20 protein-coding genes are annotated in these 25,038 nt (G+C 46.7%); 1 reads left to right on the forward strand and 19 read right to left on the reverse strand.

The genetic code is table 11. From position 1 onward, the window contains the following. The first annotated feature begins 78 nt into the window (after positions 1-78). Positions 79-291 carry a hypothetical protein gene (locus MKZ16_RS23630; protein WP_038572647.1) on the forward strand — a complete coding sequence of 71 codons (213 nt, stop codon included), beginning with the start codon at positions 79-81 and terminating at the stop codon, positions 289-291. 83 nt (positions 292-374) lie between these two features. Here MKZ16_RS23630 and MKZ16_RS23635 read toward each other — a convergent pair whose 3' ends face one another. The 19 genes from MKZ16_RS23635 to MKZ16_RS23725 form a co-directional block, all read right to left on the reverse strand. Then, positions 375-686, reverse strand: a complete 312-nt coding sequence (locus MKZ16_RS23635) for a hypothetical protein (protein ID WP_036683223.1) — start codon at positions 684-686, stop codon at positions 375-377. Positions 687-806: 120 nt separating this feature from the next. Then, the gene (locus MKZ16_RS23640) at positions 807-1,682 is read right to left on the reverse strand and encodes a cysteine ABC transporter substrate-binding protein (protein WP_076104319.1); all 876 of its coding nucleotides are present in this window, start codon (positions 1,680-1,682) and stop codon (positions 807-809) included. 19 nt (positions 1,683-1,701) lie between these two features. Continuing rightward, complete coding sequence (locus tag MKZ16_RS23645; RefSeq protein ID WP_038572651.1) at positions 1,702-2,457, reverse strand: amino acid ABC transporter ATP-binding protein; 756 nt, start codon at positions 2,455-2,457, stop codon at positions 1,702-1,704. A 22-nt stretch (positions 2,458-2,479) separates the two neighbouring features. Continuing rightward, positions 2,480-3,157 carry an amino acid ABC transporter permease gene (locus tag MKZ16_RS23650; protein ID WP_036683130.1) on the reverse strand — a complete coding sequence of 226 codons (678 nt, stop codon included), beginning with the start codon at positions 3,155-3,157 and terminating at the stop codon, positions 2,480-2,482. Next, positions 3,138-3,803: an amino acid ABC transporter permease gene (locus MKZ16_RS23655; RefSeq protein WP_076104318.1), complete on the reverse strand. Its 666-nt coding sequence runs from the start codon at positions 3,801-3,803 to the stop codon at positions 3,138-3,140. Before MKZ16_RS23655 ends, MKZ16_RS23650 begins: the two co-directional genes overlap by 20 nt. 222 nt (positions 3,804-4,025) lie before the next feature. Continuing rightward, entirely contained in the window at positions 4,026-5,141 is a 1,116-nt protein-coding gene (locus MKZ16_RS23660; RefSeq protein WP_076104317.1) for a glycoside hydrolase family 88 protein, read from the reverse strand. Continuing rightward, positions 5,131-6,996 carry a DUF2264 domain-containing protein gene (locus MKZ16_RS23665; RefSeq protein ID WP_256715453.1) on the reverse strand — a complete coding sequence of 622 codons (1,866 nt, stop codon included), beginning with the start codon at positions 6,994-6,996 and terminating at the stop codon, positions 5,131-5,133. The genes MKZ16_RS23660 and MKZ16_RS23665 overlap by 11 nt, the downstream gene beginning before the upstream one ends. Positions 6,997-7,020: 24 nt before the next feature. After that, a complete protein-coding gene (locus MKZ16_RS23670) occupies positions 7,021-8,619 on the reverse strand; it encodes a helix-turn-helix domain-containing protein (protein WP_076100510.1) in 1,599 nt (532 codons plus the stop codon). Further along, positions 8,594-10,393, reverse strand: a complete 1,800-nt coding sequence (locus MKZ16_RS23675) for a sensor histidine kinase (RefSeq protein WP_076104316.1) — start codon at positions 10,391-10,393, stop codon at positions 8,594-8,596. Before MKZ16_RS23675 ends, MKZ16_RS23670 begins: the two co-directional genes overlap by 26 nt. Positions 10,394-10,497: 104 nt before the next feature. Further along, the gene (locus tag MKZ16_RS23680) at positions 10,498-11,862 is read right to left on the reverse strand and encodes an extracellular solute-binding protein (protein WP_038572661.1); all 1,365 of its coding nucleotides are present in this window, start codon (positions 11,860-11,862) and stop codon (positions 10,498-10,500) included. Positions 11,863-12,002: 140 nt separating this feature from the next. Then, positions 12,003-12,785: a carbohydrate ABC transporter permease gene (locus MKZ16_RS23685; RefSeq protein WP_052097522.1), complete on the reverse strand. Its 783-nt coding sequence runs from the start codon at positions 12,783-12,785 to the stop codon at positions 12,003-12,005. 63 nt (positions 12,786-12,848) lie between these two features. Next, entirely contained in the window at positions 12,849-13,754 is a 906-nt protein-coding gene (locus MKZ16_RS23690; RefSeq protein WP_036683142.1) for a sugar ABC transporter permease, read from the reverse strand. Between the two features lie 193 nt (positions 13,755-13,947). Beyond that, entirely contained in the window at positions 13,948-15,330 is a 1,383-nt protein-coding gene (locus MKZ16_RS23695) for an MATE family efflux transporter (protein WP_076104315.1), read from the reverse strand. Between the two features lie 18 nt (positions 15,331-15,348). Next, positions 15,349-15,780, reverse strand: a complete 432-nt coding sequence (locus MKZ16_RS23700) for a MarR family transcriptional regulator (protein WP_038572665.1) — start codon at positions 15,778-15,780, stop codon at positions 15,349-15,351. A gap of 155 nt (positions 15,781-15,935) precedes the next feature. Then, complete coding sequence (locus MKZ16_RS23705) at positions 15,936-18,866, reverse strand: insulinase family protein (RefSeq protein WP_076104314.1); 2,931 nt, start codon at positions 18,864-18,866, stop codon at positions 15,936-15,938. Between the two features lie 71 nt (positions 18,867-18,937). Continuing rightward, positions 18,938-21,055 (reverse strand): S-layer homology domain-containing protein, encoded by a 2,118-nt coding sequence (locus MKZ16_RS23710; RefSeq protein WP_170914302.1) that lies wholly within the window; start codon positions 21,053-21,055, stop codon positions 18,938-18,940. A 191-nt stretch (positions 21,056-21,246) separates the two neighbouring features. After that, positions 21,247-23,052, reverse strand: a complete 1,806-nt coding sequence (locus MKZ16_RS23715) for a DUF4838 domain-containing protein (RefSeq protein WP_076104312.1) — start codon at positions 23,050-23,052, stop codon at positions 21,247-21,249. Continuing rightward, positions 23,040-24,239 carry an amidohydrolase family protein gene (locus MKZ16_RS23720; protein WP_038572673.1) on the reverse strand — a complete coding sequence of 400 codons (1,200 nt, stop codon included), beginning with the start codon at positions 24,237-24,239 and terminating at the stop codon, positions 23,040-23,042. Before MKZ16_RS23720 ends, MKZ16_RS23715 begins: the two co-directional genes overlap by 13 nt. Beyond that, positions 24,236-25,012: a glucosamine-6-phosphate deaminase gene (locus MKZ16_RS23725; protein ID WP_076104311.1), complete on the reverse strand. Its 777-nt coding sequence runs from the start codon at positions 25,010-25,012 to the stop codon at positions 24,236-24,238. The genes MKZ16_RS23720 and MKZ16_RS23725 overlap by 4 nt, the downstream gene beginning before the upstream one ends. Between the last annotated feature and the right edge of the window lie 26 nt (positions 25,013-25,038).

A 25,038-nucleotide genomic window follows, 5' to 3' on the forward strand; every position in this document is an offset into this window, starting at 1 on the left:
AAATCTAGCGTTGATTGTTCCGAAATTGTATAGTATTTTATGGAAGAAAGGTAATTTAAAAGAAGGGAGGAATTAAAAATGGACAAGATGTGTATGGAAATGATGATGAACATGTGTATGGATGATATGATGTCTAAGATGAACTGCATGAAGATGGGCATGGAAAAAATGTCTGAAATGGGCATGATGGACATGAACATGGATATGATGATGAAAAAAATGCAGGACTGCGATGAAATGATGACTATGTGTATGACAATGATGCGCGAAGGAATGCAAATGTCTAAGTAGCCTATAGACCATCGTAAGTTTGGCAGAGCAGACTAACTGCATGCCTTTTTTTATTTTCTTTTTTATCACAATGTGGGCTTAAATTATATCCTGATATATCTACTCTGAATCTTCTTCGATAGATTAATCCGTTCCTGCTTTAACTCCCAGATTTTCTCTTTCCACCGATACTGCTCTACTGGATCCACACTTTCTCTCAGCTTATTAAATAAATCCATTAATATTGCATTTATATCGTCGAATTGAATCCACAGCTCGTTCACACTTTGTTCTGTTGTCTCAGCATGAGAAGCCTTACTCAGCTTATTCAAACGGTCTATGATGTCAGCTTGCCACTGTCCATCGTTAATTGCTTTGGCGTAGTTTAGAAGATCCAGATAATCATCGACAGACATTTTCACCGACTCCTTATTCTGTGTATACCTAGTATTATACTCGGCATTATAGAAATTGCAATAGTCTATCAGCAGAAAAGGCATCTTCTCAGATGCCCCCGCAATGTTATTCCTAATCTGTTACTGGATTTTCCCGCCTTCAACAACAAGCTCATCGGTATATCCTTCACCGTAAATTTCATTTAAGGTTTCTTTATAGGCTTGATGGATAAATTGTTCTTTACCAAGGGTATCAAGTTCTGTATTAATCCAGTCCAATAATTCCTTATTCCCCTTTGCCACTGCTGGAGCAATTGTATCCTGACCCCCGAAAGCAGGAATGCTGACAGTAAATCCAGGATTTGATTTAGCCCAGGCAATGAGTTCTGTATTATCGTTAGCGATTGCCGCCCCCCGACCATCTTTAAGCGCTGCAAAAATCTCGGTGTACTGATCGAATTTGAGCAATTCAATATCCGGATATTCTTTGGTAAAATAGGTTTCCGCTGTCGTACCTTTAGCTACAATGAGCTTTTGCTTGTTCCCTTTTAATTGATCAATGGAAGTGATTGGAGCACTGTCTGGGGATACGACCCCAAAGGACAATTTCATGTACGGATTAGCAAAATCCACTTTTTCTTTTCTTTCCTCGGTGACCGTAAAGTTAGCCATAATGATATCAACCTTACCCGATTCAAGATAAGCCACGCGGCTGGCAGCATCAACTAACACAAATTCAACCTTCGATTCATCCCCCAGCAGATCCTTGGCAAAGCGTTTGGCAATATACACATCAAACCCTTGGTTTTTACCCTCAGCGTCCACATAACCAAAAGGTGGTTTGTCTGCAAATACGCCGATCTTAATCTTCCCTTTCTTCTTTAGCTGTTCAATAGAAGTGAATTTAGAAGATGCTGAGTTTCCGTTGTTATCCGAACTATTGCCGCAAGCAGCCAATCCCATCAATAATATACTTATACTTACCAGCATCGTTAGCCATTTCAAACTTTTCTTCATTTCTCTTCCTCTCCTATTTCTATAATTTTTCGTACTGAAATATATCCAGAAAATGCTGGGCACGTTCTGTCGCAGGGTGGGTAAAAAATTGTTGCGGGGCAGCGATCTCACATATCTTGCCTTGATCCATAAACACGATCCGATCCCCAACCGATCTGGCAAACCCCATTTCATGAGTCACGATGATCATCGTCATTCCTTGCTGAGCAAGCCCTAAGATCACATCAAGCACTTCCCGAACCATTTCCGGATCCAAGGATGCCGTCACTTCATCAAATAACATAATCTCCGGATTCATACATAAAGCTCTTACTATAGCTATTCTCTGCTTTTGTCCACCGGATAGCTGCCGTGGATAGTCAAGTTTACGCTCAAGCAGCCCAACCCGCTCTAAGAGCTGTTCCGCTTGCTGCGTTGCTTCTTTGAGCTCTCTCTTTTGTACTTTCAGAGGACCTAAAAGAATGTTATCCATAACCGTCATATGCGGGAATAACTCATAATTTTGAAAGACCATTCCGATATGCTGCCTAACTTCACGCCAATCTACAGCAGCCCCCGCAAGGTTCTGCCCACGATATTGTATCGCCCCTTCCTGAACCGGCTCCAAACCGTTAAGACAACGCAGGAACGTACTTTTTCCACAGCCAGAGGGACCGAGAATAACGATTACTTCTCCTTTTGCCACCTGCAATTCAATGCCGTCCAGAACCTTTCGCTCTCCAAAATATTTGTGTAATTGTGTAACCTCCAGCAGGAGTTCTCCGGAATCTGCCATTACAACCGTTCCTTCCTAAGCCTTAATTTTGCCATCTGCTTTCAACTTTTTTCGAAAGTCTGGATAACGGAAAACATACAGAAAAATATAATATAAAGATAAAGCCGTATACCCAGAAGGAAGCGGTGGGCGCTTTTATCACGCCGAGTTCAATAATCTGCTGCCCGATCTTTACCACCTCAATCACTCCAATCAGCACCACCAGTGATGTTGTCTTGATCATTCGTGTGGCAAGATTAATCATTCCCGGCAGCATTCTGCGTACAGCCTGCGGAATCAAAATATGCCGATAAAGTTGACTGCTGCTCAGACCTAGCGCCCTGGCAGATTCCACCTGATGTTTTGGCATAGATTGCAAAGCTCCACGAACAAGATCCCCAATCTCCGCAGCTCCCCATAAGCTGAACACCAATATAGAGGTAGCCTCCCCGCTGATATCGATATGAAGTAATGGAGAGAAACTGAAATGTACTACATACAGCCACACTAGAATCGGAATAATTCTAAAGGTCTCCAAATAAAGACGTAATATAAACCTTAAAGGCCTCGATCCCAGCGTCCGGAGCAATCCCATAAGGATACCTAATAACGTACCGATTCCAATAGAGAGGAATGAAATTTCAATCGTTACAAGTAAGCCCCCTAATAATCGTTCGAAATTAGAACCTTCAAAAAGCACCTCAATCCCCGAATTCTGCATATCTCACCTTCCTTTCCACCCAAGTCAATAAAAGCGATAAGGGCAGGACTAACACAAAATAGGCGAGTACCAGAAGGAGCAGAGACTCCGCTGTTTTGTAATGTATGCCGATCAAGTCTTTTGCCACATTCATCAAATCCATTAAAGCAATGGCACCTACAATAGAGGTCTCCTTCAGAAGAAAGATCGCATTTGCCCCTAAAGAAGGAATACTTATCGCAAAGGCTTGGGGAAAAATAACATATCTGATCAGCTGCAGCTTAGACAGTCCAATGCTCTGACCTGATTCAATCTGCGATTGGCTAACTGCCTCGAACCCACCACGAAAAGCCTCCGTCATATAGCTCCCGCCCAAAAATGTCATGCCTACAATCGCACAGGTCATCTCACTAAAGTGAATTCCGATCTTAGGTAAGCCATAGTAAAGAAAAAAGAGCTGCACAAGTAAAGGGGTGTTCCGTGAAAGCTCAATGTAGATCTTAATAACATCACTAACGATTTTGACTTTATAGTACAAGACGATACTGAACAGTAAGCCAATAAGGAGTGAGAAGACAATAGCTAACAACGCTAGCTTCACTGTCAGCCACATCGCCTCACTATAAAGCGGCAAACTCTCATAGATAAACTCCCAGTCTAAATTCATATCTGAGTAACCCGATCCCCTTTTCTTAATTTCTAATAATTATCAAAATCTTACATTAAACCTTACGTGTGGTGATATGATTTTATTCATACTATTCCAAGTAAATAACTACGTTTTAAAATTCTTGTATAGTAGTCCACAAAAAAAAGAAAACCGCTAAGAGATTAGTCTTAGCAGTTTCCTTTTTCTATAGGCTAAACCTTTCCACATTCTAACATCCCACTACCAATAGCCTCGGATGCCAGTCTGCAAGCGGATCAACGCTTCCAAATAATAATAATCTCCCCAAATCATATGACCATCAGGCACACGTCCACCTCTCACATGATAAGAACCATGCTTTAGAAGTCCCTCTGCTTCCGGATTTCCAGATGTCGCATAATGTTCCACTAGGGATTTCATGCTACGGTGTAAAGCAACTTCATAAATGGCCCGGTCCGGATCATCTACACCTAGGTGATCGAGCAGTTCCAAAAGACCGGCTGCAGCAATCGCCGAAGCCGAGCTGTCGCGAGGGGTGTCCGCTCCCACTGGCACATCGAAATCCCAATAAGCCACACCGTCCTCCGGTAGATGACTGATAAAATAATCCGCTAGGCTCTTAGAGGTATTAAGAAAATCCTCATTCTGCGTATAGCGATACGCCAGAGCAAAACCGTATATTCCCCAAGCTTGACCCCGTGTCCAGGTCGATCCGTCCTCATAACCTTGATGTGTTCCCCCACGAATTGCATTTCCGGTAGCCGGATCAAAATAAAAAGTATGGTAAGAGGAGGCATCCCCACGCACAAGAAATTTCCGGCTCTTAAACGCATGTTCGAGCGCTATTTCATAATAGCGCTTATCTCCTGTTTCCTCCGCTGCCCAGAACAATAGAGGTAAATTCATCAAGCAGTCAATAATGATACGTCCCGCATTCTCCGGGTCACTCTCCAGTCCCCAGGCCTGAAGAATCCCTGCTGGTTCACGCCAGCGCTTGCACAGCGTGTCCGCAGCTTGCAGGCCGACAGCTCGCGCCGCTTCGCTGCCCGTTATTTTCCACTCCGCTACTGCAGTCAGTGTATACAAGAAACCAATATCATGATGGTCCAGGGCAATGTGCTGATCCAGACGATGCTTGAAGTCCCCTAACCAAGAGGCTGCCGCCTCCTTATAGCATGAATCCTTACTATATTCATAAGCAAGCCACATCATCCCAACATAGAAACCCTCTATCCAGTCGTCGTTGTCTCCCCATTCGTACTGTTGCCCCTCAGCGATATGAGGCAGTTTGCCCGGATGGTTAGCAATATTGCTCCCAACTTTGTGAATCGCATCCTCAATAGCCTTATTCCACATCTTTGTTTCTCCCTTCCCTTAAATAAACAGTATGCAAAAGTGTATCGTTACTAGGTTCGTATACAGCAACCCTTCCGTCCGAGTGCCATTGAATAAGCGGTGGTGAAGCAAGACTTGCCTGGTTCTCCGGAGTATTCGTCGCTCCGAAGACAGCAGATATCAATACTTGATCTCCCGGTTCCAGTCTGGAGCACAAGCTCGGAAGAAGTGTCCGCGGCTTCAGCAGATTGGTATTCGGCTCGGGATGTACGCACTCTCCCCGATCAAAGCCGCTTAGCCTATGTATGGCACTGATTCCCCAGGGCAGCTGCACCGAAACAGCAGTGTTTGATACCTTAATGGTTTCCCGTTCACTGTGCGAGAAGCCAGCTGACTGGCCAATGGCAAATCCACCCTCCGCTACATCCAGCCGCCGGGCAGTATGAATGCTGTGAACACGAACATGCCATAGACCTGCCGGAATAATCCATGTCTCCACATGTACATCACTCCAGGGATGCCAGCGGGAATATACATAGCTGTCTCCGATTTCCCAGGTCTCGCAGAATCTGCGTACCCGATAGTGTTCATCACATTCGCATAGTGCGAGTGTAGAATCGTAAGCGCCTTGAACCAACCCGTAACCCGCTTTCGGGACACTAAAGCCAAACAGAGTGGAATATGCAAATTTAGAATATTTGGCTGCACTATGGGCCATATCAAAATTAGCCATCTGGCCAGAGGTATAGGCAATAACATGCCGATTTCCTTCCGGATGACTCACAAGCATTCGCGCCTCTTGGAGAGCCCGTACCTCTTTCAAAATAGGCAGTGGCTCTTCCTCCGCCTGCCAAAAAGGATGATCATCTGGCAAGGCAAGAATAAGCATAGCTTTAAAAGCCCAATACGGAGATCCGGGGGCGTTGTAGCTCTCTGTCATGACTAGATTCGGATAAGCATATCCGATGCTAAGCAGTCCGTCTAATCCCATAATAGGTTGTTCAAACCACCAACGAAAATGGCGCATAATGATTCCTTTAAGAACGCCATATGAAAAAGGAACCACTTCTGCATACACCAGCGCACTCCAGAAAGAAACCTGTGCAAAACGATAGGTCAGGCTACGACCAAAAGGAAGTGCACTTCCGTCCTCAGCGAACCAATAAATGAAATCCTCGGCAAATCGTGCGGATCTTTCCCGATAAACAGCAGCTCTCTGAGGATCATCATCCGCCATCAACTTAGCGTATATCAGCGTATAATAATGCATAGCAAAAGCAATATAATAATCCCTCTGATCGGTCAATCCATCGGAATACCAACCGTCACCAAGATAGTAATTATCGATCTGCGCTAGATAATCATCCATTATGCTCTGATCATAAGGTAATCCGACTTTCTTGAAGCCCACATTCACAAGAACCGTGAACATCAGCCAGTTATTCGGATTGGAACGATCCACATGATTAATCTGATTCAGCCAGTTATATACATTCATTTTCTGCGTGTCGCTCAGCGGCTCCCACATTTTATGTGGTGCAAGAGCAAGCCCCAGTCCCAACACGGCCTGCTCTACCATACGCTGATCTTTGGTAGTAAATTGCCCCCAATATTCTTCATGCTCCGGGTCTGTTCCGTTGATGATCCCTTCCAGAAACATCGGCCAGAGTGCACTTTCCCCTCCACCGCTGGCATGAGGAACAAGGCCCCATAAAGGACGGGCGAAAGCTTCCATAAGCGCTGTAGCTTCATTGTAAATGGATCCTGTAGCGCCCATATTAATTCCTGCACAACCAGAAGTAAATCTGCTCTCCAGTGGAGTATATAGTTCATTTAGGAACATCTGTAATTCATTTTTAGTGGCCTTTATTTCCACAGCAATGTTTCCTCCTGTCCACACTTAATGCCAAGCCGCATATTCGCTAGGTCTCATGCCCATTTCCCGTTTAAACAGCTTGATGAAATAACTTTTGTTGGCATATCCCAAATACTCGGAGATCTCTTCCACTGTCTTTTCAGATTGGTTAAGCAGCTCCTTTGCCTTCTGAAGCTTTAGCATATTTACATATTCAATGAAGTTCTGGTTTGTTTCCCGTTTGAATAAGCGGCTGAAATAACTGGCATTTAAGTTAAGGCGGCCTGCCATGTCCTCCAGCGTTATTTTCTCCGTCACATGACTAATCACGAACTGCTGGGCTTTGATGACTTCACTCCGTTTAGACTTGATGGAGAACATACTTATTTTCCGCGCTAATTCCTCCAAGTACTGCACCAGCCATTGTTCCAAATGCTCCAGAGTTTCAATGTCACCAACCACGCTAAATAGCTTTTCTTCGGTTATAGGCAATGGAGATTGCAGAAGCTGTTTCGTCTTCATCTGCAAGTCCATCAGCAAGCGAAGCACACATTCCTTGACTTCATTCGGATGGAATTTTTGCGAGGCCACCCATTCCCTCCATTCCTTTACATGAACGCGAAGCTCCGTGTTCCTGTTCAAGGCAATATCATCATTGATAACAGCGTATAAGGTTCCATATTCAGCATAAATATCTTCTCCGGAAAAGCAGACTTCTTCAAAACGGTGAATTCCCGCCGCAGGGAGATAAAAGCGCTGTATTTTCTCCTTCAGCATCCGCTGCAATGTTCCGCGAATTTCCTCAGGACTGCGCGCCTCAGCGCCAAATAAGCAAGAGACAGAAAGTTTAAGATATTTCTGAACCGCAGAGGCTGCATTTTGAATGGAGTGATAGATTGCCTGATGATCTTTGGAAGGCTGGTCGCTACAAAAGAGAATGACTATCTCCTTATGGCTGTATCTCGAAATAAACAGACTGTGATCAGCCTCAAGCACTTCCTGCATGATATTCTCAACTGCAAAAGAAATCGTATATTCACTCATCCGGCGAACCCTTGAAGCTTCCTCTGGACGGTCAATTACAATAACCAGCGGAATATAGTTTTTGGCATGGATCATAATTCCGTTTGATCGGGCCTGCTCGATCCAAGCCCCCTTGTCCCAGGATTGATACAAGGTATCTTTTAGAAACTTTTCCTTCAGCGCGGCGCGATTTTGAGACTGCTTTTGCTTATAAACCAGCATCTCCGTATGCTGCTGCCTATTCAGTCCCACTTCCGCCACAAGGGTTCTAATCGCTTGCTGTAACTGCTCAATATCCAGTGATTCCTTTAAAATATATTCTCCTACGTTTAATTTCAGCGCTTGCTGGGCGTATTTGAATTCGTTGTGGCAGGAGAGAATAATCGCACGGATTCCGGGCTGCACAGCTCTGAATAGCTCCAGCATCTCCAGCCCGTTCATCTTGGGCATGCCAATATCGGTAATAATGAGATCTGGTGGACTCTGCTGTGCTTTTTCCCAAGCCTCGAGACCGCTATAATAACAACCGATGAGTTCAATACCGAGCTCGCTCCAAGGTACGGCCTGCGACAAATAACGGATAACCGGATAGTCATCATCCACCAATATTGCCGTCAGCATTCTCCACACCCACCTTTCCGTAATTCAGAGGAAACTCCAGACAAATCTCCGTGCCCACATCAGGTTCACTTTGAATATTCAGCTTAAAAGAAGCGCCATAAATCATACTGAGGCGTTGGGCCACATTGCGTAAACCTATGCCGGAGAACCCTTTTCTGTCCTCCTCTGTAATTTGTTCGCTGCTGTATGCGGTTTCACGAAGTCTTGTTAAAGTTTCCGGTGACATCCCGATCCCATTATCCTTAATGGTGATAACCAAGCTTCCCGTAGTTGCAACAATACGAGCTTCAATAAAAATCTCGCCACCAAACTGCTCGAAGCCATGGATGATGGCATTCTCGATCATGGGTTGAATCATAAATCGAGGCACCAGTGCTTCAGCGCTCCCGTCCGCTAAATTCATTTCCAGCCTGACCTGATTGGCATGGCGGAAATTCATTAAAGTGACATAATGCGATATCGTATCTGTCTCCTCACGAAGCGGGATAAACTCATTGTCCCTGTTAAAGGTCATACGGAGCAAAGACGACAGCGAACCAATCAACTCAGCATTCTCCCGATCGCCTTGCATCAGAATATTTAAGCGAATCGAATTCAGCAGATTAAACATAAAATGTGGATTGATCTGCGCTTGTAGCATCTCTAGTTCGGCTTTTCTTTTTCCCGTCTGTTCATAAGTGATTTGTTCAATCATAGACTCGATCCGATCTAGCATCTGGTCAATGGTGCGGGCGAGCTGTGCTGCCTCATTATTCCCTCGAATGAACGAACGTTCATCTAACTGACCACGACCTATTCGCTTTACAAAAGCGCTTAATTTTACGATAGGCTGAGTCAGCTTTGAGATTAGAACGGTTAAGAGAACGGAAAACAAAGTAAAGAAAAGAATCTGCACCGCCAGGCTGATAAATAAAATCTGCTTATTTTTTGACAAGGCTGCCTTCAGCGGGATAATGCTGACCATCCGCCATTTGTTGCTGCTCAGCTCCTGATCAACATATAAAAACTTCTCTCCGTCGATTTCCACAGTGTCAAGCTCGCCATCCTTTTTCAACCACGTCATCGTCTCTCCGATTCGGGCCTTATCAGCATGGGAAACTACAGTTCCCTTGTCATCCAAAAGCATCATCTCTTTATCATTATCGTTATTTAGATAAGGACGGAGCTTGCGCTCATTGATATTAATAATTAAATATCCGATGGTACTGCTAGAGGTCGATTGAATCGGCCTTGCAATGGTTACCCAATCAGCTGAGCCTTTATCAGAATAATTGTAGTAAGTATCGTGCTCCGCTCTCCAATAAGTCGAGATGGGTTGAATTTGTTTCAGCAACGATGTCCAATTCTTGTTGTAGAAATTACTCGGATTAAAGTCACTGTAAGGATAGCTGGTATAAATAAGACCATTTTTTCCGATTAACGTCACCTTCAAATATTCTGTTAAAACAAACATATCATCCAGCATCCGCGACATACGGTTATACTGAATGATCTGCTTTGGTGCACGGAGCGACTCTGAATCGGCAGACATCATCTGCCTGATCTCGCTGTTCTGGAGCACAAAGTTGGACTGTTCCAGTGTCTGTTCAAATATGGCATTCATATTGGCGCTGGCTGCATTTAAAGATTCTCTTGCGCTACCAACCGCTTTCTCCAGAATGAGATCCCGGGTCAAATAATCAGTAACCATGTAAATGCAGATCAGCGGGATCAGGACGCAGATCAGCGATGACCAGACAAGTTTCTTACGGAGGGATAGATGCTTTCTAAACACGGATTACAGGCCCCACATCTGTTTGAATTTGGAGCAGGAGGCAGAAATGCTTTCCTGCCCCCACATTATAAGCCCCCTTTGAAAAGCGTACAATCAGCCTCCGCTTACTTTCCGCTATTGTTCTGAACAACTTCCGTTATTTTTTTATCGATATTGGCAACTGTGACATCCAGATCCTGTTGGCCTAGGAGATACATCTCCGCTTCTGGAATAACGTTGTTCTTAGCTTCATCCGCATATTTAGCCGGAACCTGCGTTGCACCAGGTGTCGAGTTCTCCATCGTATATTTCAGAGAATCGACGTCAATCTTAGAGGCATCCTTAGAACCACTCACAATTGTATCCACTAATTTGTTCGTATCCGATTTGGCCCAGCCAGAGAAAACGCGTCCACCGATTTCCAGTCCTTCTGAGGTATACCAGCGCACAAAGGTATAGGCAGCTTCCTTATGCTTGGATTTAGCGGCTATTCCCATGTAGGTCGGCTGTACGGGTGAGTAGTGTTTGCTCTCACTCTCAAGTCGGGGAATCGGCGCAAACGCGGTAACAAAGGTTGCCGGAATGGCATCCGTTCCACCCGATTCCGCAACCATCCAGTCGCCCATCGGAAGCATCGCTGCTAAACCGTTAAAATACTGATTCCGGTAAGCTAGTTTTTGCGAAATAATATCCTCATAAGGAGTGGCACTCTTATCTTCGTACATCATTTTCTTCATCATCTGCAGATTAGCCTTAAATTGCGGGTCAAGTGCATTGGAGGTTCCATCAGCTTTTAGAAAAGTATTATCCGTAGACTTGCTCATCAGTTGGAGCTGGAAATAATCCGGCCAATTATGCAGATACGCGCCAAAACGTTTCGTTGCGCCCTCGCCCTTGGTCAATTTCTTGGCATACTCTTCGAAATCCGCCCATGTCCAATCTGTCGGAACCGGAAGGCCTGCTTCATCTAACATTTCTTTGTTAAGGAGCACGAACCAGCGCTGCATGGAAGACGGTAACGCATAGATTTTGCCATTGACCGTAGTGTCCACCAGATATTCATCTGCAAGCTTATAACCTTCCTTCTGAATATAGTCATCCATCGGTTCCAATAACCCGATATCTGCACGCTGTGAATAGTTGGTATAAGGCAGTTCGACAATATCCAGCGGATCGCTTGCAGCCGCCATCAAATCCAGCTTCTGCATAGAGGCTACCGAATCACCTTTTTCATTCAGCAAATCTACTTCCACATGAATATCGGGATGCGTCTTCTCAAACTCCGCGATAATCGTGCTCCATTTCGCTTTGGCTTCTGTCTGCCAGGTGCTCAGCTTCAGGGTAACCTTCTCTGCTGCAGGCTTTGAATTTCCACCAGCATCGGGTGCATTAGTCGCTCCTGCATTATTGGTTTTCGCATTTCCGCCGCAAGCGGCCAATGATAACGCCATCGATGTGATGATGAATGCAGATAATAATTTCTTTTTCATTTAGACCCTCCTATAAATGTGTTGGGCATCACTCGCTTAATAACCAGTGACTATGTAACTGCTTACAAGAACATCCTAACATGCAGGATTGACGAGGAAAGTTCTCATATTCTACCGAAGAGAAACTATTTTGACTTTTATTATCCTTTCACACCTCCGAGGGCAATTCCCTCAATAACCTGCTTCTGTCCGAGTGCAAAAATGATGAGCAACGGCAGAATTGCAGATACCGCACCAGCCATCATGAGTGAATAGACATCCCCGTATTGATCCCCGAACAACCGGATCCCCAGCTGAATCGTAAACAACTCTTTAGATTTCAAAAAAATGAGTGGATATTGATAGTCGTTCCAGGTCCAAATAAAGCGCAAAATAGCATAAGTAGCTACAGCGGGACGGATCAGCGGAAAGGCAATCTGTAGAAAAGAGCGAAAATGCCCTGCTCCATCCATCCGCGCCGATTCAAGATACTCGTTGTTTACCCCCATAAAAAATTGCTTGAGCATAAACGCTCCAATAATACTAAAGCTGTTAATCAGGATCAATCCCAAATGTGTGTCAATTAAATTCAGCCAGTTAAACAGTAGAAACTGTGGAACCAACGAAGCCTGCGGAGGAACCATATAAAGTGCCAATACAACTATAAACATCGCATCCCTGCCCGGAAAACGCAGCTTGGAGAACCCATAAGCAGCAAGTGCGCATATCAGCACATTAATTATAGTCGTAGCCAGCGTAATATAAATGGAATTTCCATAATAGCGAGCGAAGTCACCCGACCATACCTGTTTATAATTTTCAATGAGGTTCCACTGCTGTGGCAACCATTGAATCGGAAAGTTAAACACATCTTTCTCCAGCTTAAAGGAAGTGGATAACATCCATAGGAACGGTAAAAGAAATGCGATACCTAGCAGTCCCATGGCGATGGTCCAGAAGGTTCTGGATAGAAGCTCTTTTTTCACTGTAATTTCTCCTTTCCGCCTTTAATAGTTGACCCATTTTTTTTGCGCCAACATCTGCAAGGCTGTAATGATCAGGCAAATAAGGAACAGAACGAGTGCCATGCTAGAGGCGTAACCTGTCTTCAGCTGATTGAAGGCTGTATCATATAACTCGTAGACGATAACGGTCGTGGAGTTAGCCGGTCCACCCTGGGTCAATACTTGTATCAGATCAAAGATTTTAAATGAGCCGATAACCCCTGTTACCAGCAGGAAAAAGGTAGTTGGCGAAATGCAGGGAACCGTGATGTTGCGGAATTTGCGCCAGACGTTGGCACCATCAATATCAGCTGCTTCATAAAGATCCTTTGGAATACTCTGTAAACCTGCAATAAAAATAATAATGTTGTAACCGAGCTGAATCCAGACTTGAATCAACATCAGCGACGGCAGAGCATAATGGATATCAGCTAACCATTTGGGTGGGTTGTTCCACCCCAGTGACATCAGGAATTGATTGACGGGTCCCAGCGAAGGGTGAAACATAACCTGCCAAACCATAGCGATGGCTACTACACTGGAGATATAAGGAAGGAAATAAATCACTTTAAACAAATCCTTCAGAAAAACCTGTTTATCAATCAGGATAGCCAGCAGCAGGGCAACGATGATCGTAACCGGTACTGTGATAATAAAGAGCAAATTGTTCAGCAAGCTTTTCATAAAAGCATCATCATGAAACAGCCTGATGAAATTATCCACGCCCGCGAACTTAATCCCCCCTAACCCAGCCACAAAGTTCCAGTCCGTGAAGCTTAACAGCAGTGAGCCCAGCACCGGGATCAACGTCAAGATGATCAGCCCAAGCATAAGCGGTGCAACGAATAGATACCCCGCCATCGCTTCGCGTGTGTCCATGTTAAGATGAAACCTTTTTTTGCGTATCATAGTTCTCCTCCTTTACTTATCCATAATTGTAGAAAAAGTAAGCAGTCATCATAAGAACTAGAATTGTTCATTTTGGAACGAATTTTACCGATCCAGCAGTTTTATATTCCTTTTGCACAACGCAAAAAAAAAGCGCGAGCTAAGCTCCCGCAGCAAACAAAATCCATATTGAGTTTTACATAAAGCAATCGCGTTATCCCGGCGTAACCTCTACAGCGCCTTTTCCATCCCCGCCCGCACTATTCAGTTTTTTCCGAAAAATCATAAACAAAACCACACCCATCACACTCGTTATTACCTCAGTCACAGTCATCGACCAAATCACACCGTGCAGGCCAAAAATAGAATGCAATACGATAATCATCGGTATAAATAATACACCTTGGCTTATTGCCATAATAGTAGTGGGTGTGCCTTGCCCCGTTGCTTGAAAAATGCTCATAAATAATCCTGTAAATCCATTAAATAAAGCCGAAATCAGCATAGCTGCCAAAATATAAGTTCCCATGCTTAACACAGAAGGATCGCCTGAGAACCAATGAAGAATCGTTCCTCTAAACACATATACTAGACTCACAAAAACAACTGCAATGCCGCCTATATATGCAAAAGCGTATTTGATGCTGGATTTAAGTCTCTCCGTATTTTTACTAGCAAAGTTAAAAGCAAATAGCGGAATCAATCCCAAAAATAAACCCATCGATAAAAATTCTGGAATCTGCACAATTCTTAAAGCCACACCAAATCCGGCGACCACACTCTCCCCATATTGAATGGAATAGTTATTTAACAAAAGCGTGCTGACAATTAAAAAACTGGCTTGCAATAGCTCGGCTGTACCTATTTTATAAACCTCAAGCTGATCTCGTACAGATATCTTAAAATGCTTCAAAAATCCTCTTAAATGCTCACTTTTCGTTTCCAAAAAGTAAATATAATAAATAGCAGAGCCCAAATTTGCTAAAACCATAGCCAAAGCAGCCCCGGCAACATGCCAATTCAGCACGAGAATAAATATAGGATCAAAAATCAAACTTAAAGCCGTACTGATAAAAATACCATACATTGATTCCTTCGAGGCCCCTTCCGAACGGACCAGTTGTTCCAATGCAAAATTAAGCACAACAGCAAATCCGCCTGCAAAAAGAGTGAGCGCGTAAGACTTCGTAAAGTCTAAGGTAGCAGCATCTGCACCAAGCATTCGCGTGATCGGATTAATAGCTAACCAAGCGATGAGCGCGATAAGAAGCCCCACTACAATACTCCCGTAAAAAGTATATCCGGCAACCTTTTTCCCTTTTTCCGTCTCTTTTTGCCCCGCCAAGCGGGTTACAAACGTTCCTCCGCCTACCCCCAATACATTTCCAAAAGCCATTAAAACGGTAAAAATAGGCAGGCCCAGCGTGATTGCGGTCAGCATACTTGTATTGTGCAATAAGCCGATGAAGTAAGCATTGATTACATTATAAATAGTACCCACAGACATCCCAATCATCATGGGAATCGATAAATGAGCGATCGCTTTTTTCATGGGCGCCGACTCTAAATAATATTGATTTGAGAACTCATTTGTCATAAGTGAACCTCCGAACGTTTATAAACTCGAACTAACTTTTTGAAGTAAAGACTTTAGGGTTGCAGTTTCTTCCGGACTAAGCGCCTTAGTAATGCTTGCTTCTACCTCAGAGAAAATCTCATTGAACTCTTCCACTAAAAGAGCACCTTTTTCCAATACAAAAATACTCTTTTGACGTTCATCATTTTCAGGAGTGACACGCTGGATATACCCTTTCTTCTCCAACCCCTGAAGCATACTGGTGATGCTCGCCCCCTTCCTGTTAAAGACCTCCGCTAAATCCTTCTGAATAACCCCTTCTGCTTGATTCTCAAAAATATAGCCGATCATGCGGCCTTGTTGTGAATTCAGACCTAACTCATTTAACCTGGTGTCAGCTGTACCTTTTATTTTCATCCCAATCTCTCGTATTAAATTAGAAAATGGTGTGTCTACAACGGGTTTGTTCATTGTTATTCCCTCCTCTTTTGAATTAGTTAGAACTCTAAGTAACATCATTATCATAATAGTTAGAACTCTAACTGTCAAGGTTCTAACTAAATACAAAAAACTCCTCTCCAGCACTTGTCGGCAAACAGGTACTGAAGAGGAGTTTATAGAGAGAATTACATCACAAGTTCTTCTAGGTTTCCGAATAAGCCTTTTGTTGATTTCAGCTTGGATTCATTGCCGACAACAGTGAAATAATTTTGTTCCGTCACAGCCTTAAGCAAATCGGTGTACTGTCTGATGTCTTCCGGTGTGGTCGACAAGATTTCATCCCGTTCCTGCTGCAGCTCGGCCCCGGTTACCTGCTCAAAATAATGCCGGTCCGCCCGCCGTCCCTGAGCGCTTGGGCTCAGCGGCTGGTCCAGCATGGACAGGGTGCCGATAATTGCTTTGGTCATCTCGTCGGCATCCGCTTCATATCCTTCGGTGAATCGGTACGCCTGATCATAAACCTCCAGCGTCTCCTGCAAATTGGGATCACGGTAGGAAGTGAACATCAATATCCCATCTCTGCGCAGCATCAGGCTTCCGCCATAAGCTCCGCCCTTCACGCGCACGGCATTCCACAGATAGGTGAGGCTCATGATTTTTTTGAGCACCTGCATTTTGCCGGAATACGTAAATCCTAGCTTGTTGAAGTCGTAGCCTTTAACCACATATTGCACCTGGCTGGAAGACATAAAACCTTCATTATCCGCATGGCCCTGCGCTGTAATCTTAGGTTTATTCACCACTGGCCGATCCTGAATTTCCAGCTTCGCTACATTAGCGGCGAATTCTTCATACAAATCAGGGGTACCCGTCACGCTGATGACCAAATTCTGTTTATTGAATAAAACCGTACAGATATCCTTCAGCGTGTCTGCCACCTCAGCTCCCTGCTGATCGATCTTCTCGGCAAGCTCACGGATAAAGCGGTAATAGGCCACGCCACCCTGTTGTTCCTGATACGCTCCCATGTCCGAAAAATAAGACATCAGGCGGCTGGCCGCGATTTCATTGCCTTTTTGGTTCAGAACCGATTCCATCTGCGAAGCTTCCCGGCGCACGATTTCCTGTAGCTTCGTCAGGTTATCGAGCGCGCTGGTATAGAGCAGCTCGCGCAGCAGATCCAGCGATTCGCCAATATGCCCCGCCATCACCTTAACCTGCGCAGTGAATTTAGGCTGATAACTGGCTCCAGTATCTTTTGCAGCGCCAAAGATCTCATTTTTGAAATGAATGCCTCCGGTTTTGATCCCAATTTCACTAGTGAGCTCTTCAATGCTGTAAGAAGCTGTCTCCATTTGGCCCAATACCTCTGCCAGCAGCACAAGATAAGGAATTTGCTCAGGAGCCACAACACTCGTATCCCAATAAAACTTGCAATACGCAATCTTTTGAGTAGATACGTCATGATGGATCAGCTTTAGACCCTCAAGGTTATATTCATGGGATGGCACCTGAGGTTCAGCACTGCGGTTAATGTCCTGTAGAGATAAACTCGGCAGCTTCTGCAAATCCTCGGCAGCATCTGCACGGCCTTGCCGTGCCAGAAGATGTTGTGTACTCTGCACAAGCTGCTCCAGCTGGTCTGGTTGCTGTGATGATTTGTATTCACTTAATTGACGCTGGGTGCTCGCTTCCTTGTCGGCTGCAATCATCTTGGACGGGTTCAGCACCACCAGACTGCAATGATCACTATTCAGTAAGTAGACCTCAATCAGCTTCTCAAAATAACGATCCGTTATTTTTTCCCGAATGGTAGTGAATACCTCTTCATAAAGCATATGAGTAGACGGCTGACCGTCATAGAGCCAGGACTTCATCACTTCGATATTGTAAGTAAGTCCCTTTGGATATCGGCTAAAGTCCGCTTCCCGCAGTTCAAATCCCTTGCTGTTGACCGCCGCCAGCACCAGCTTCTCATCCAGCCCGTTCTTAACCAAGCTGCTTAATGTGGTCTTCACCAGCTCCACGAAGGCATCTTTGGCGGAGGCGTTCGAATGTGTCAGGGTAATGCCAAGCAGCGGCTGAACCATACTGTCGGAATAAAAAGCAAAGGCATCTTTACCCAGACCGCTTTCCAGCAGGGCTTGCTTAAGCGGAGCTGCGTTGCTGTCCATCAGCATGCTTTTCAAAATATCAAAAGCCAGATTCAGTTCCCGATCCGTAGAGGTTCCAATTACATAGTTCAGACTCAAATAAGTTTTGTCGTCGGCCGTTTCTGCTTCCAGAATCGGATAATCCGCTACCAGCTCCGTCATTCCGGTAGGCTGTTGTAGGGGAATGGTGGTATCAAAGCTGTTCTTTTCATAACGGCTAAGGTATTCCTGGTCTATAAATTGCAGCTTCTCTTCAATAGAGACGTCTCCGTACAGATAAAAATAACTGTTGGACGGATGATAATAGTTGCTGTGCGCCTTAAGGAATTGCTCATACGTAAGCGCAGGAATCTCCTGCGGATCTCCACCTGAAGAATGGCGGTAAATCGTGTCTGGATACAACGACTTTTTGATCCTGTCCATCAGTACCGTAAACGGCGAGGAATAGGAACCCTTCATCTCGTTGTAAACCACGCCTTTATAGATCAACTCGTCTTCTGTTTGCTGAAGCTCGTAATGCCAGCCCTCTTGCTCAAAAATCTCCTTTTGCTTATAAATATTCGGCTGAAAGACACTATCCAGGTAGACCTCCATCAGATTGGAGAAATCCTGCTCATTCCGGCTCGCCACCGGATACATCGTCTTATCCCCAAACGTAAATGCGTTCAGGAATGTCTGCATCGAGCCCTTTAGCAATTCTACAAAAGGTTCCTTCACCGGATATTTCTCCGAACCACATAATACAGAATGCTCCAAAATATGAAAGACCCCTGTACTATCTTCAGGAGGGGTCCTGAAGCTCACGCTGAATACCTTGTTGTCATCCTGATTCTGCACGAAAAGCAGCCTGGCGCCGCTCTTCAGATGTTCCATCGTGAATACGGCGGAATCGATCTCCCGGATAAATTCCTCATTAACGACCTGAAATCCATAATATATGTTGCCTGTGATCAAGCGGCTCATAGATTTGCCTCCTCTGCACTGGATGTGATAACTCTATCTGAAGCTTATCATATCCCTGGACGTTTATTCCATTAATAGAAGGCTTCCGGGATTAATTTCTGCAGTCTGACTAAAATTGCCGCTGCCTGCTCACGCACCAGAATCTGCTTAGGATCGAAACGGCTCCCGCTGCCGGTCATTACTTCATGTTCATTCACGGCCTGAATCGCCTGGCGGCTCGCCTCTGACAAACTGGAAGTATCGGCAAACTTCACACGGTCCGGGCTGCCGTACGTAGACAACCGGGCAGCTTTGGTTACCATATCCGCCGCTTCTTCCCGCGTAATACCGCGGTCCGGTTCGAACTTGCCGGCTGAAGAGCTGATAATGCCCAGCTCCTCAGCCTTGGCGATGGTACCGCTGTACCATTTGTCCGCCGGAACATCCTTAAAGCTAGAAGTGGCCTTGGCATCGGGGAACTCATGCAATAGCCGCAACAGCAGGGTCAGAAATTCAGCCCGGGTCAGCTTCTGCTTAGGAGCCAGCACATTTCCGCTGGCACTCACGCCCTGAATATATCCGCTGCTGAGCGCTGTTGCGATATCCAAACGTGCCCAAGATGCGACTTTATTGGCATCCGTAAAGCTCGCCAATTCCGGTGAAGAGACATGCAGCGCAAACGTCCGTTTGGAAAGTGCTGGAGCGGCATCTTTACGGTATTTGGTGACTTGCACAGGATAGACACCGGGCTTCATGCCGGCAAAAGACACCTTTCCCGTGCTGTCAGCCACTACGCTTTTTCCTTGAAGTGTCACAGTAGCGCCGAAAGCCGGAAGACCGCCCAGCTGACCGTTTGACTTGGTGATATGGAGGGAAAACGGCATATTGGCGCTTGCGTATCCACCCATTTCCTGGCCGTTTTTATCTTTCCATTTTACTTCCATCCGGTCAAGCAGTTCTGTATCATCCGCGTAGTAAACAAGCAGCTGATCCCCATTGCCTATTGTCAGTCTGTACGGGCTATTCTCAGGATACATCCATGCACTGCCCCCGCTGAATACAGCAATCTTCCATTCTCCGCGTCCATTGTATCGCCCGTTCTGAATCCCTTCTATAGCTGTGAAGGCTGGTTTAGCTGCATCCGCATTCAGCTTATACGCCAGACCCTTCGCCTGTAAAAAAGCTGCCGCTGCCTTCACAGCATCTCCGCCAACAATATGCCCCCCGGCAAGGGTGCCACCGGGTCCTTCGACCTGAATCGTTGCCCGGTCAAGTCCAGCATGATGTAGTCCGCTATACAGCATGCCAGCCTGCTTGGACAGCAGCTTATAGGAAGTCAGGGCAAGGTAGGCTTGCACAGTAGCGGGACTATCGTTTCCGCCGCCTGCTGTCTGCGCAAAGCCGCCACCCGGAAGCTTCTGCGCCAGCAAATGGTCCAGCAACGAGGCTCCGCCTTCCTTGGTGAAATCTGCTGCATCAACTCCCTGCGAGGATAAAGCAACAATCACCTGCGCTGTCGTCGTAGTTTTACCATCGAATCCTCCGTCTAGCTGCTGCTTGCTCTTAAGCCACTGCAAAGCCTTCTCAATCGGCTGCGCAGTTTGTTCTGAACTCACTTCCGAAGCAAGTGCCGTCAGTACCCAGGCAGTAGCTACCAGATCTCCTTGCTTCTGCCCGGCCAGCGGCCAGCTGCCATCCGCTAGCTGCATATCAAGCAGCTGATAAAACAGCAAATCGGGGTAACGGTTTGTCCGCTCCAATGAATTTGAAATGGAGTTCTTCGAGGTAATATAGGCGGCTGCTACCGCGGCTGCCCCTTCCGAATCAATTCCGTCATGATTCATCAGGAATGGATAAAGATCAATACCCGCGATGTTGTTAATGTTGCCCCCCGCAGCACTGTAAGCCAGCGCTGTTCGAGTTAGCTCTGCCACCTTGGTGAACTTGCCCCGCTGTTCCAGAATCTTATCGGCAGTCTGCTCCAGATATCCCTTGGGCAGACTGCGCCCATTCTTGAAGAAACCTACGGCTGCTTCGTCCGGGAATGGCTGTATCGTCAGCAGCACATTCTGCGCCTCTTCCAAGGTACTCTGCATCTCCGCTGTGAATACCGCGGTTGTCTTTTGTGCCGGAGACGGCTCCGCCATTACCCTGCCACTCAGCAATACAAGCAAAATACATAATGCGGTAAGTGTAACCTTCCTTATCATCCTGTTTATGGGTGTTGCTCTCATATTCATTCTCCTCCAATGTAGTTTGCTAGGACTTTATAAGGTTAGACGCAGCAAAATGGGATTTTGTTCCTGACTATGTTTCAATATACATTTTTATCCAGATAGGAATAACAAAAGACCGCACAGCTACCCGCTTACACGGTAGCCGTACGATCTTTTCAAAACCTTTATTCAGCCTGGCCAAACCCCAGCTCACGGTATAATGTCTGCTCCAGATAATCGTGAAGATAGAACCGGGATTTCACAAAATGCTCCGCCATATCGGATGGCTGGTAACGCTCCAAAACCGCTTTCATGCGAGGCAAAACGTTCTCACGTCCACGGCGATTTCTCATGTAATTGTTCAGCAGCGAATGCCATTCCGCATCGTCTCCCGGATAGAGCTCCCAGCGGTAGACATATTTGTGGATCGCCCGCGAACGGTCCGTCGCCGCTTCAAAATCATGCATAATGGCAATCAGCTCTGCTTCATCCTTGTGATCCTTCACCTTGTCCAGCAGCTTCCAGATAACATCATAATAATCTTCCAGCTGATAATTCCCGAGCTGAGCATGACCTGTTCTAGGATCAATGCCATGAAACCGCTCCATGAATCGATCGATAAATGTTGAGGCGTCCGCTTTGCGGTTCCAGGCCAAATCGGCGTGCAGCAGCATCGGATACCACGTCGTCTCGAAGATACCATAAGGAACGCCAAGGCTGAACGGCCCCGTCCAGTTCGTGGCGACGATGCAACCGAGGTCCAGCTTATCCGCTGTCTCCGCCCATTGGAGCAGATTATCCGTCCGGTTCAATAGTACCGGATAATTCTGATGTTCAGCCCAGTCAAAGCTGCGAACCGCCGGCGCTCCCATAACCTCGATACCTAGTGACCTGAATTTATCCGCAAGAGAAGAAACCTCAGCTTCAATATTACGTCCGTTGTATATCCAGATCATCGCCGCACTCCGCTTATCCAGCTTTGCCAGTTCCTCCGGCGGGCATTTGTCCAGCATGTCATGCCAGAAAATCACTTTTTTACCACGGCTGGCTGTAAATTCAATCAAAGTGTTCAAAAAAGCGATAAACGCCCGCTCCCGTACCCCTCCGAACAACGTTTTACAGCGTTCGCATTCACATAAGCTGTACACCTCGTCGCAGCCGAGGTGAATATAACGGGAATCCGGATGAGCATCCATCATCTCCTGTAACAGATCGGTAATCAGCTCGAAGGATTCCGGATGCGATGGACAGATCTCCCCGAGGGATAACTCCGTTTCGCGCAAGTGCCGCCAAGCGTCGTGGCGGAGTACATACTCCAGATGCCCGAAACTCTGCTGCAGCGGAATGATCTCAATAAAATATTCATGGGCTGTGCGTTTCAGCTCCTCTAGCTGTGTGAGGCTTAACGATTGCTGAGGATGCACGAATTCCGGGTACTTCTGGAACGGGAATTTATCTTCGTATTCAATCAGAACCGCATTCGTTTTATACCTGGCAAAATCCGCCAAATACGATAGCAGTAGCTCTGGCTTGGAAAATGTCTGGCGAAGATCAAAGTTCATCGCCCGCAAGGTAGTGTCAGGCCAGTCCGTGATAGACACGGCAGGAACTTCCCCTACTGACTTACGCAGTTGTAGTACCGTTTGCAGCCCGTAAAACAGACCCGGCGCATCCAGTGCTTGGATTACCACCCGGCGCTCCGACACCTCCAGCCTGTACCCTTCCGCCCGGCCGTTAAGCAATTTTAGATCCACTTCATCTGGCTGTGCTCCTTTCGTTTCTGGCTGCGAGAGACTCTGAAGAATAAGTGAATATCCTTTTCCCGAGATAACATGTGTACATTCCAGCTCCGGAAACGAGCGGCGGCAATGAACCACCAGTCTCGGATCATGCTGCTCCATGTAGAGGCTCAGGCTTACATCCTCGCTGAACTGAAAAGCTTCTCCCTCTTTCACTTGGATCTGCTTCGGTTGCGGTATCAAGCTCTGCATCGTTCTCCTCCTAATCTTTGCTGTAATTCATTACTGCAAGCCCTGCTATGACCCTTTTTCCAGCATTCCAGCACGGTAAGTGTCCTGTCTTCATAGCAGAAGCTCACGAGATCGGCAGGCGCTCCAGCCCTAAGCCCTGCCGCCTGCTCCAGCCCCAGCAAAGTAGCCGGATGAACAGAAGCACAATCCCAGGCTTCATCCAGCCGGGCTAATCCAGCCTCCGCAAGATAGGCTACCTGATCTGGAAGCATCATGGCGGAGCCTGCCAGCAGCTGCGGATTACCGGCCAGATGCAGCCGTCCTTCTGCTGTTAATACAACCTCTCCACCGATGTGCAGGTGGTAAGTTCCCGGCAGCATTCCGCTCAGTGATACAGCATCGCTGACCAAGATGGTGCGGCTGCGCTTCATCCGCAGAATTACTTTCAACAGAGCAGGCGGCAAATGTTGGCCATCTGCAATCATACAGCCGTATAGTTCATCCGCCGCCAGCTGCTCCCACAAATAGTTGGGATGACGGGGCAGCGTCAGATGTGTGCCATTGCCGAGATGCGTAGACATCACCGCTCCTGCGGCAACCGCCTCCCTTATCTGTTCGGGAGAAGCTGCTGTATGCCCGATGGAAACAAGGATGCCTGATTCGCTGCACCGGGCGATAAATGCAGCGGCGTTTGGCCATTCCGGGGAGACGGTGAGGATACGGATAAGCCCTTCAGCCGCTTCCTGCCAGCGGCACAACATATCCCAATCCGGCGGGCCAATATGTTCCCTTGGATGGGCGCCGCGTGGACCCTCTTCTGCTGATAGAAAAGGACCTTCCAGATGAATTCCTACAATCCCCCCAGCATCTTCCGGATACAGCGAAGCGGCTTCCGCAATAGCGGAGACCGCTTGAGCCAGCGCTTCTTTGCCATTGGTAATCAGAGTTGGACAATAGCTGGTAACCCCGTTTCCTAGCAGAAGTCGGGACAGTTCCAATACCGTGGCAGGCTGCAAAGGCAGCGTGTTGAGATCCAGCCCCCAGCCCCCGTTCACTTGCAGATCCACCAACCCGGGTGCCAGCCAGGGCCAATCGGCCATGGCTGGACTCTCCGCAAGTTCGGTGACCGAAGTGATTCGCCCCTGCTCGACACTTATCTCAACCGGCAGCCCAGTCTTGTAGTGTTTTCCCTTAATTGACACGTTCATAGGCCGAAGGCAGCCCGATCCGTGAACATCGTGATCTCCGGATGGGTGCGCAGAATAGTAGCTGGACATGCCGTGCTGATCGAATCATGGAGCGCCGCCTGTAAAGCATTGCGTTTGGACACCCCAGGTACAATTCCGTACAGGTGACGGCCAGCCAGCAAGGCTGGTACCGTAAGCGTCAGCGCATGGGTTGGCACCTCGTCCAGCCCGGTAAAACAACCGTCATTCACCTGCTGGCGACGGCAGGCTTCCTCCAGTTCGACCGCTTTGACCAGCTGCGGGTCGGTAAAATTAGCAACTGGCGGATCATTAAACGCGATATGCCCGTTTTCCCCGATCCCGAGGCAAACGATATCAATAGGAGCCTCGCTCAACAGGGCCGAATATCTCTGGCATTCCTGCACCACATCAGCGAGACCATCCAGCAGTTCTACCCGGCCAGGGTTAACCCGACTATATAGCCGATCTGTCAAAAAACGGCCGAAACGCTGGGGAGCCGAAGCCGCAAGGCCAATGTATTCATCCATATGAAAAGCATTGACCCGGGACCAATCAATCCCCTGCTCCCGCACCAGCCCCTCGTACAGTTCATTTTGCGAAGGTGCGGCTGCAAACACGATTCGGACCTGACGCGCGGAATCTTGAAGCAAAGCTCTAATTTTCTGCGCAACCTGCGATGCCGCCGCAGTGCCCATCAGGTTACGATCTTCATAAACCTGAACGGACATCTGCTCTACTCTGTGTGTCTCTAAAGGCTTAATGATGTCATTCATCCCGCTCATCCTTTCCGGCAACTATT

The organism is Paenibacillus sp. FSL R5-0928, assembly GCF_037970385.1.
GTDB classification, from domain to species: Bacteria; Bacillota; Bacilli; order Paenibacillales; family Paenibacillaceae; genus Paenibacillus_AQ; species Paenibacillus_AQ odorifer.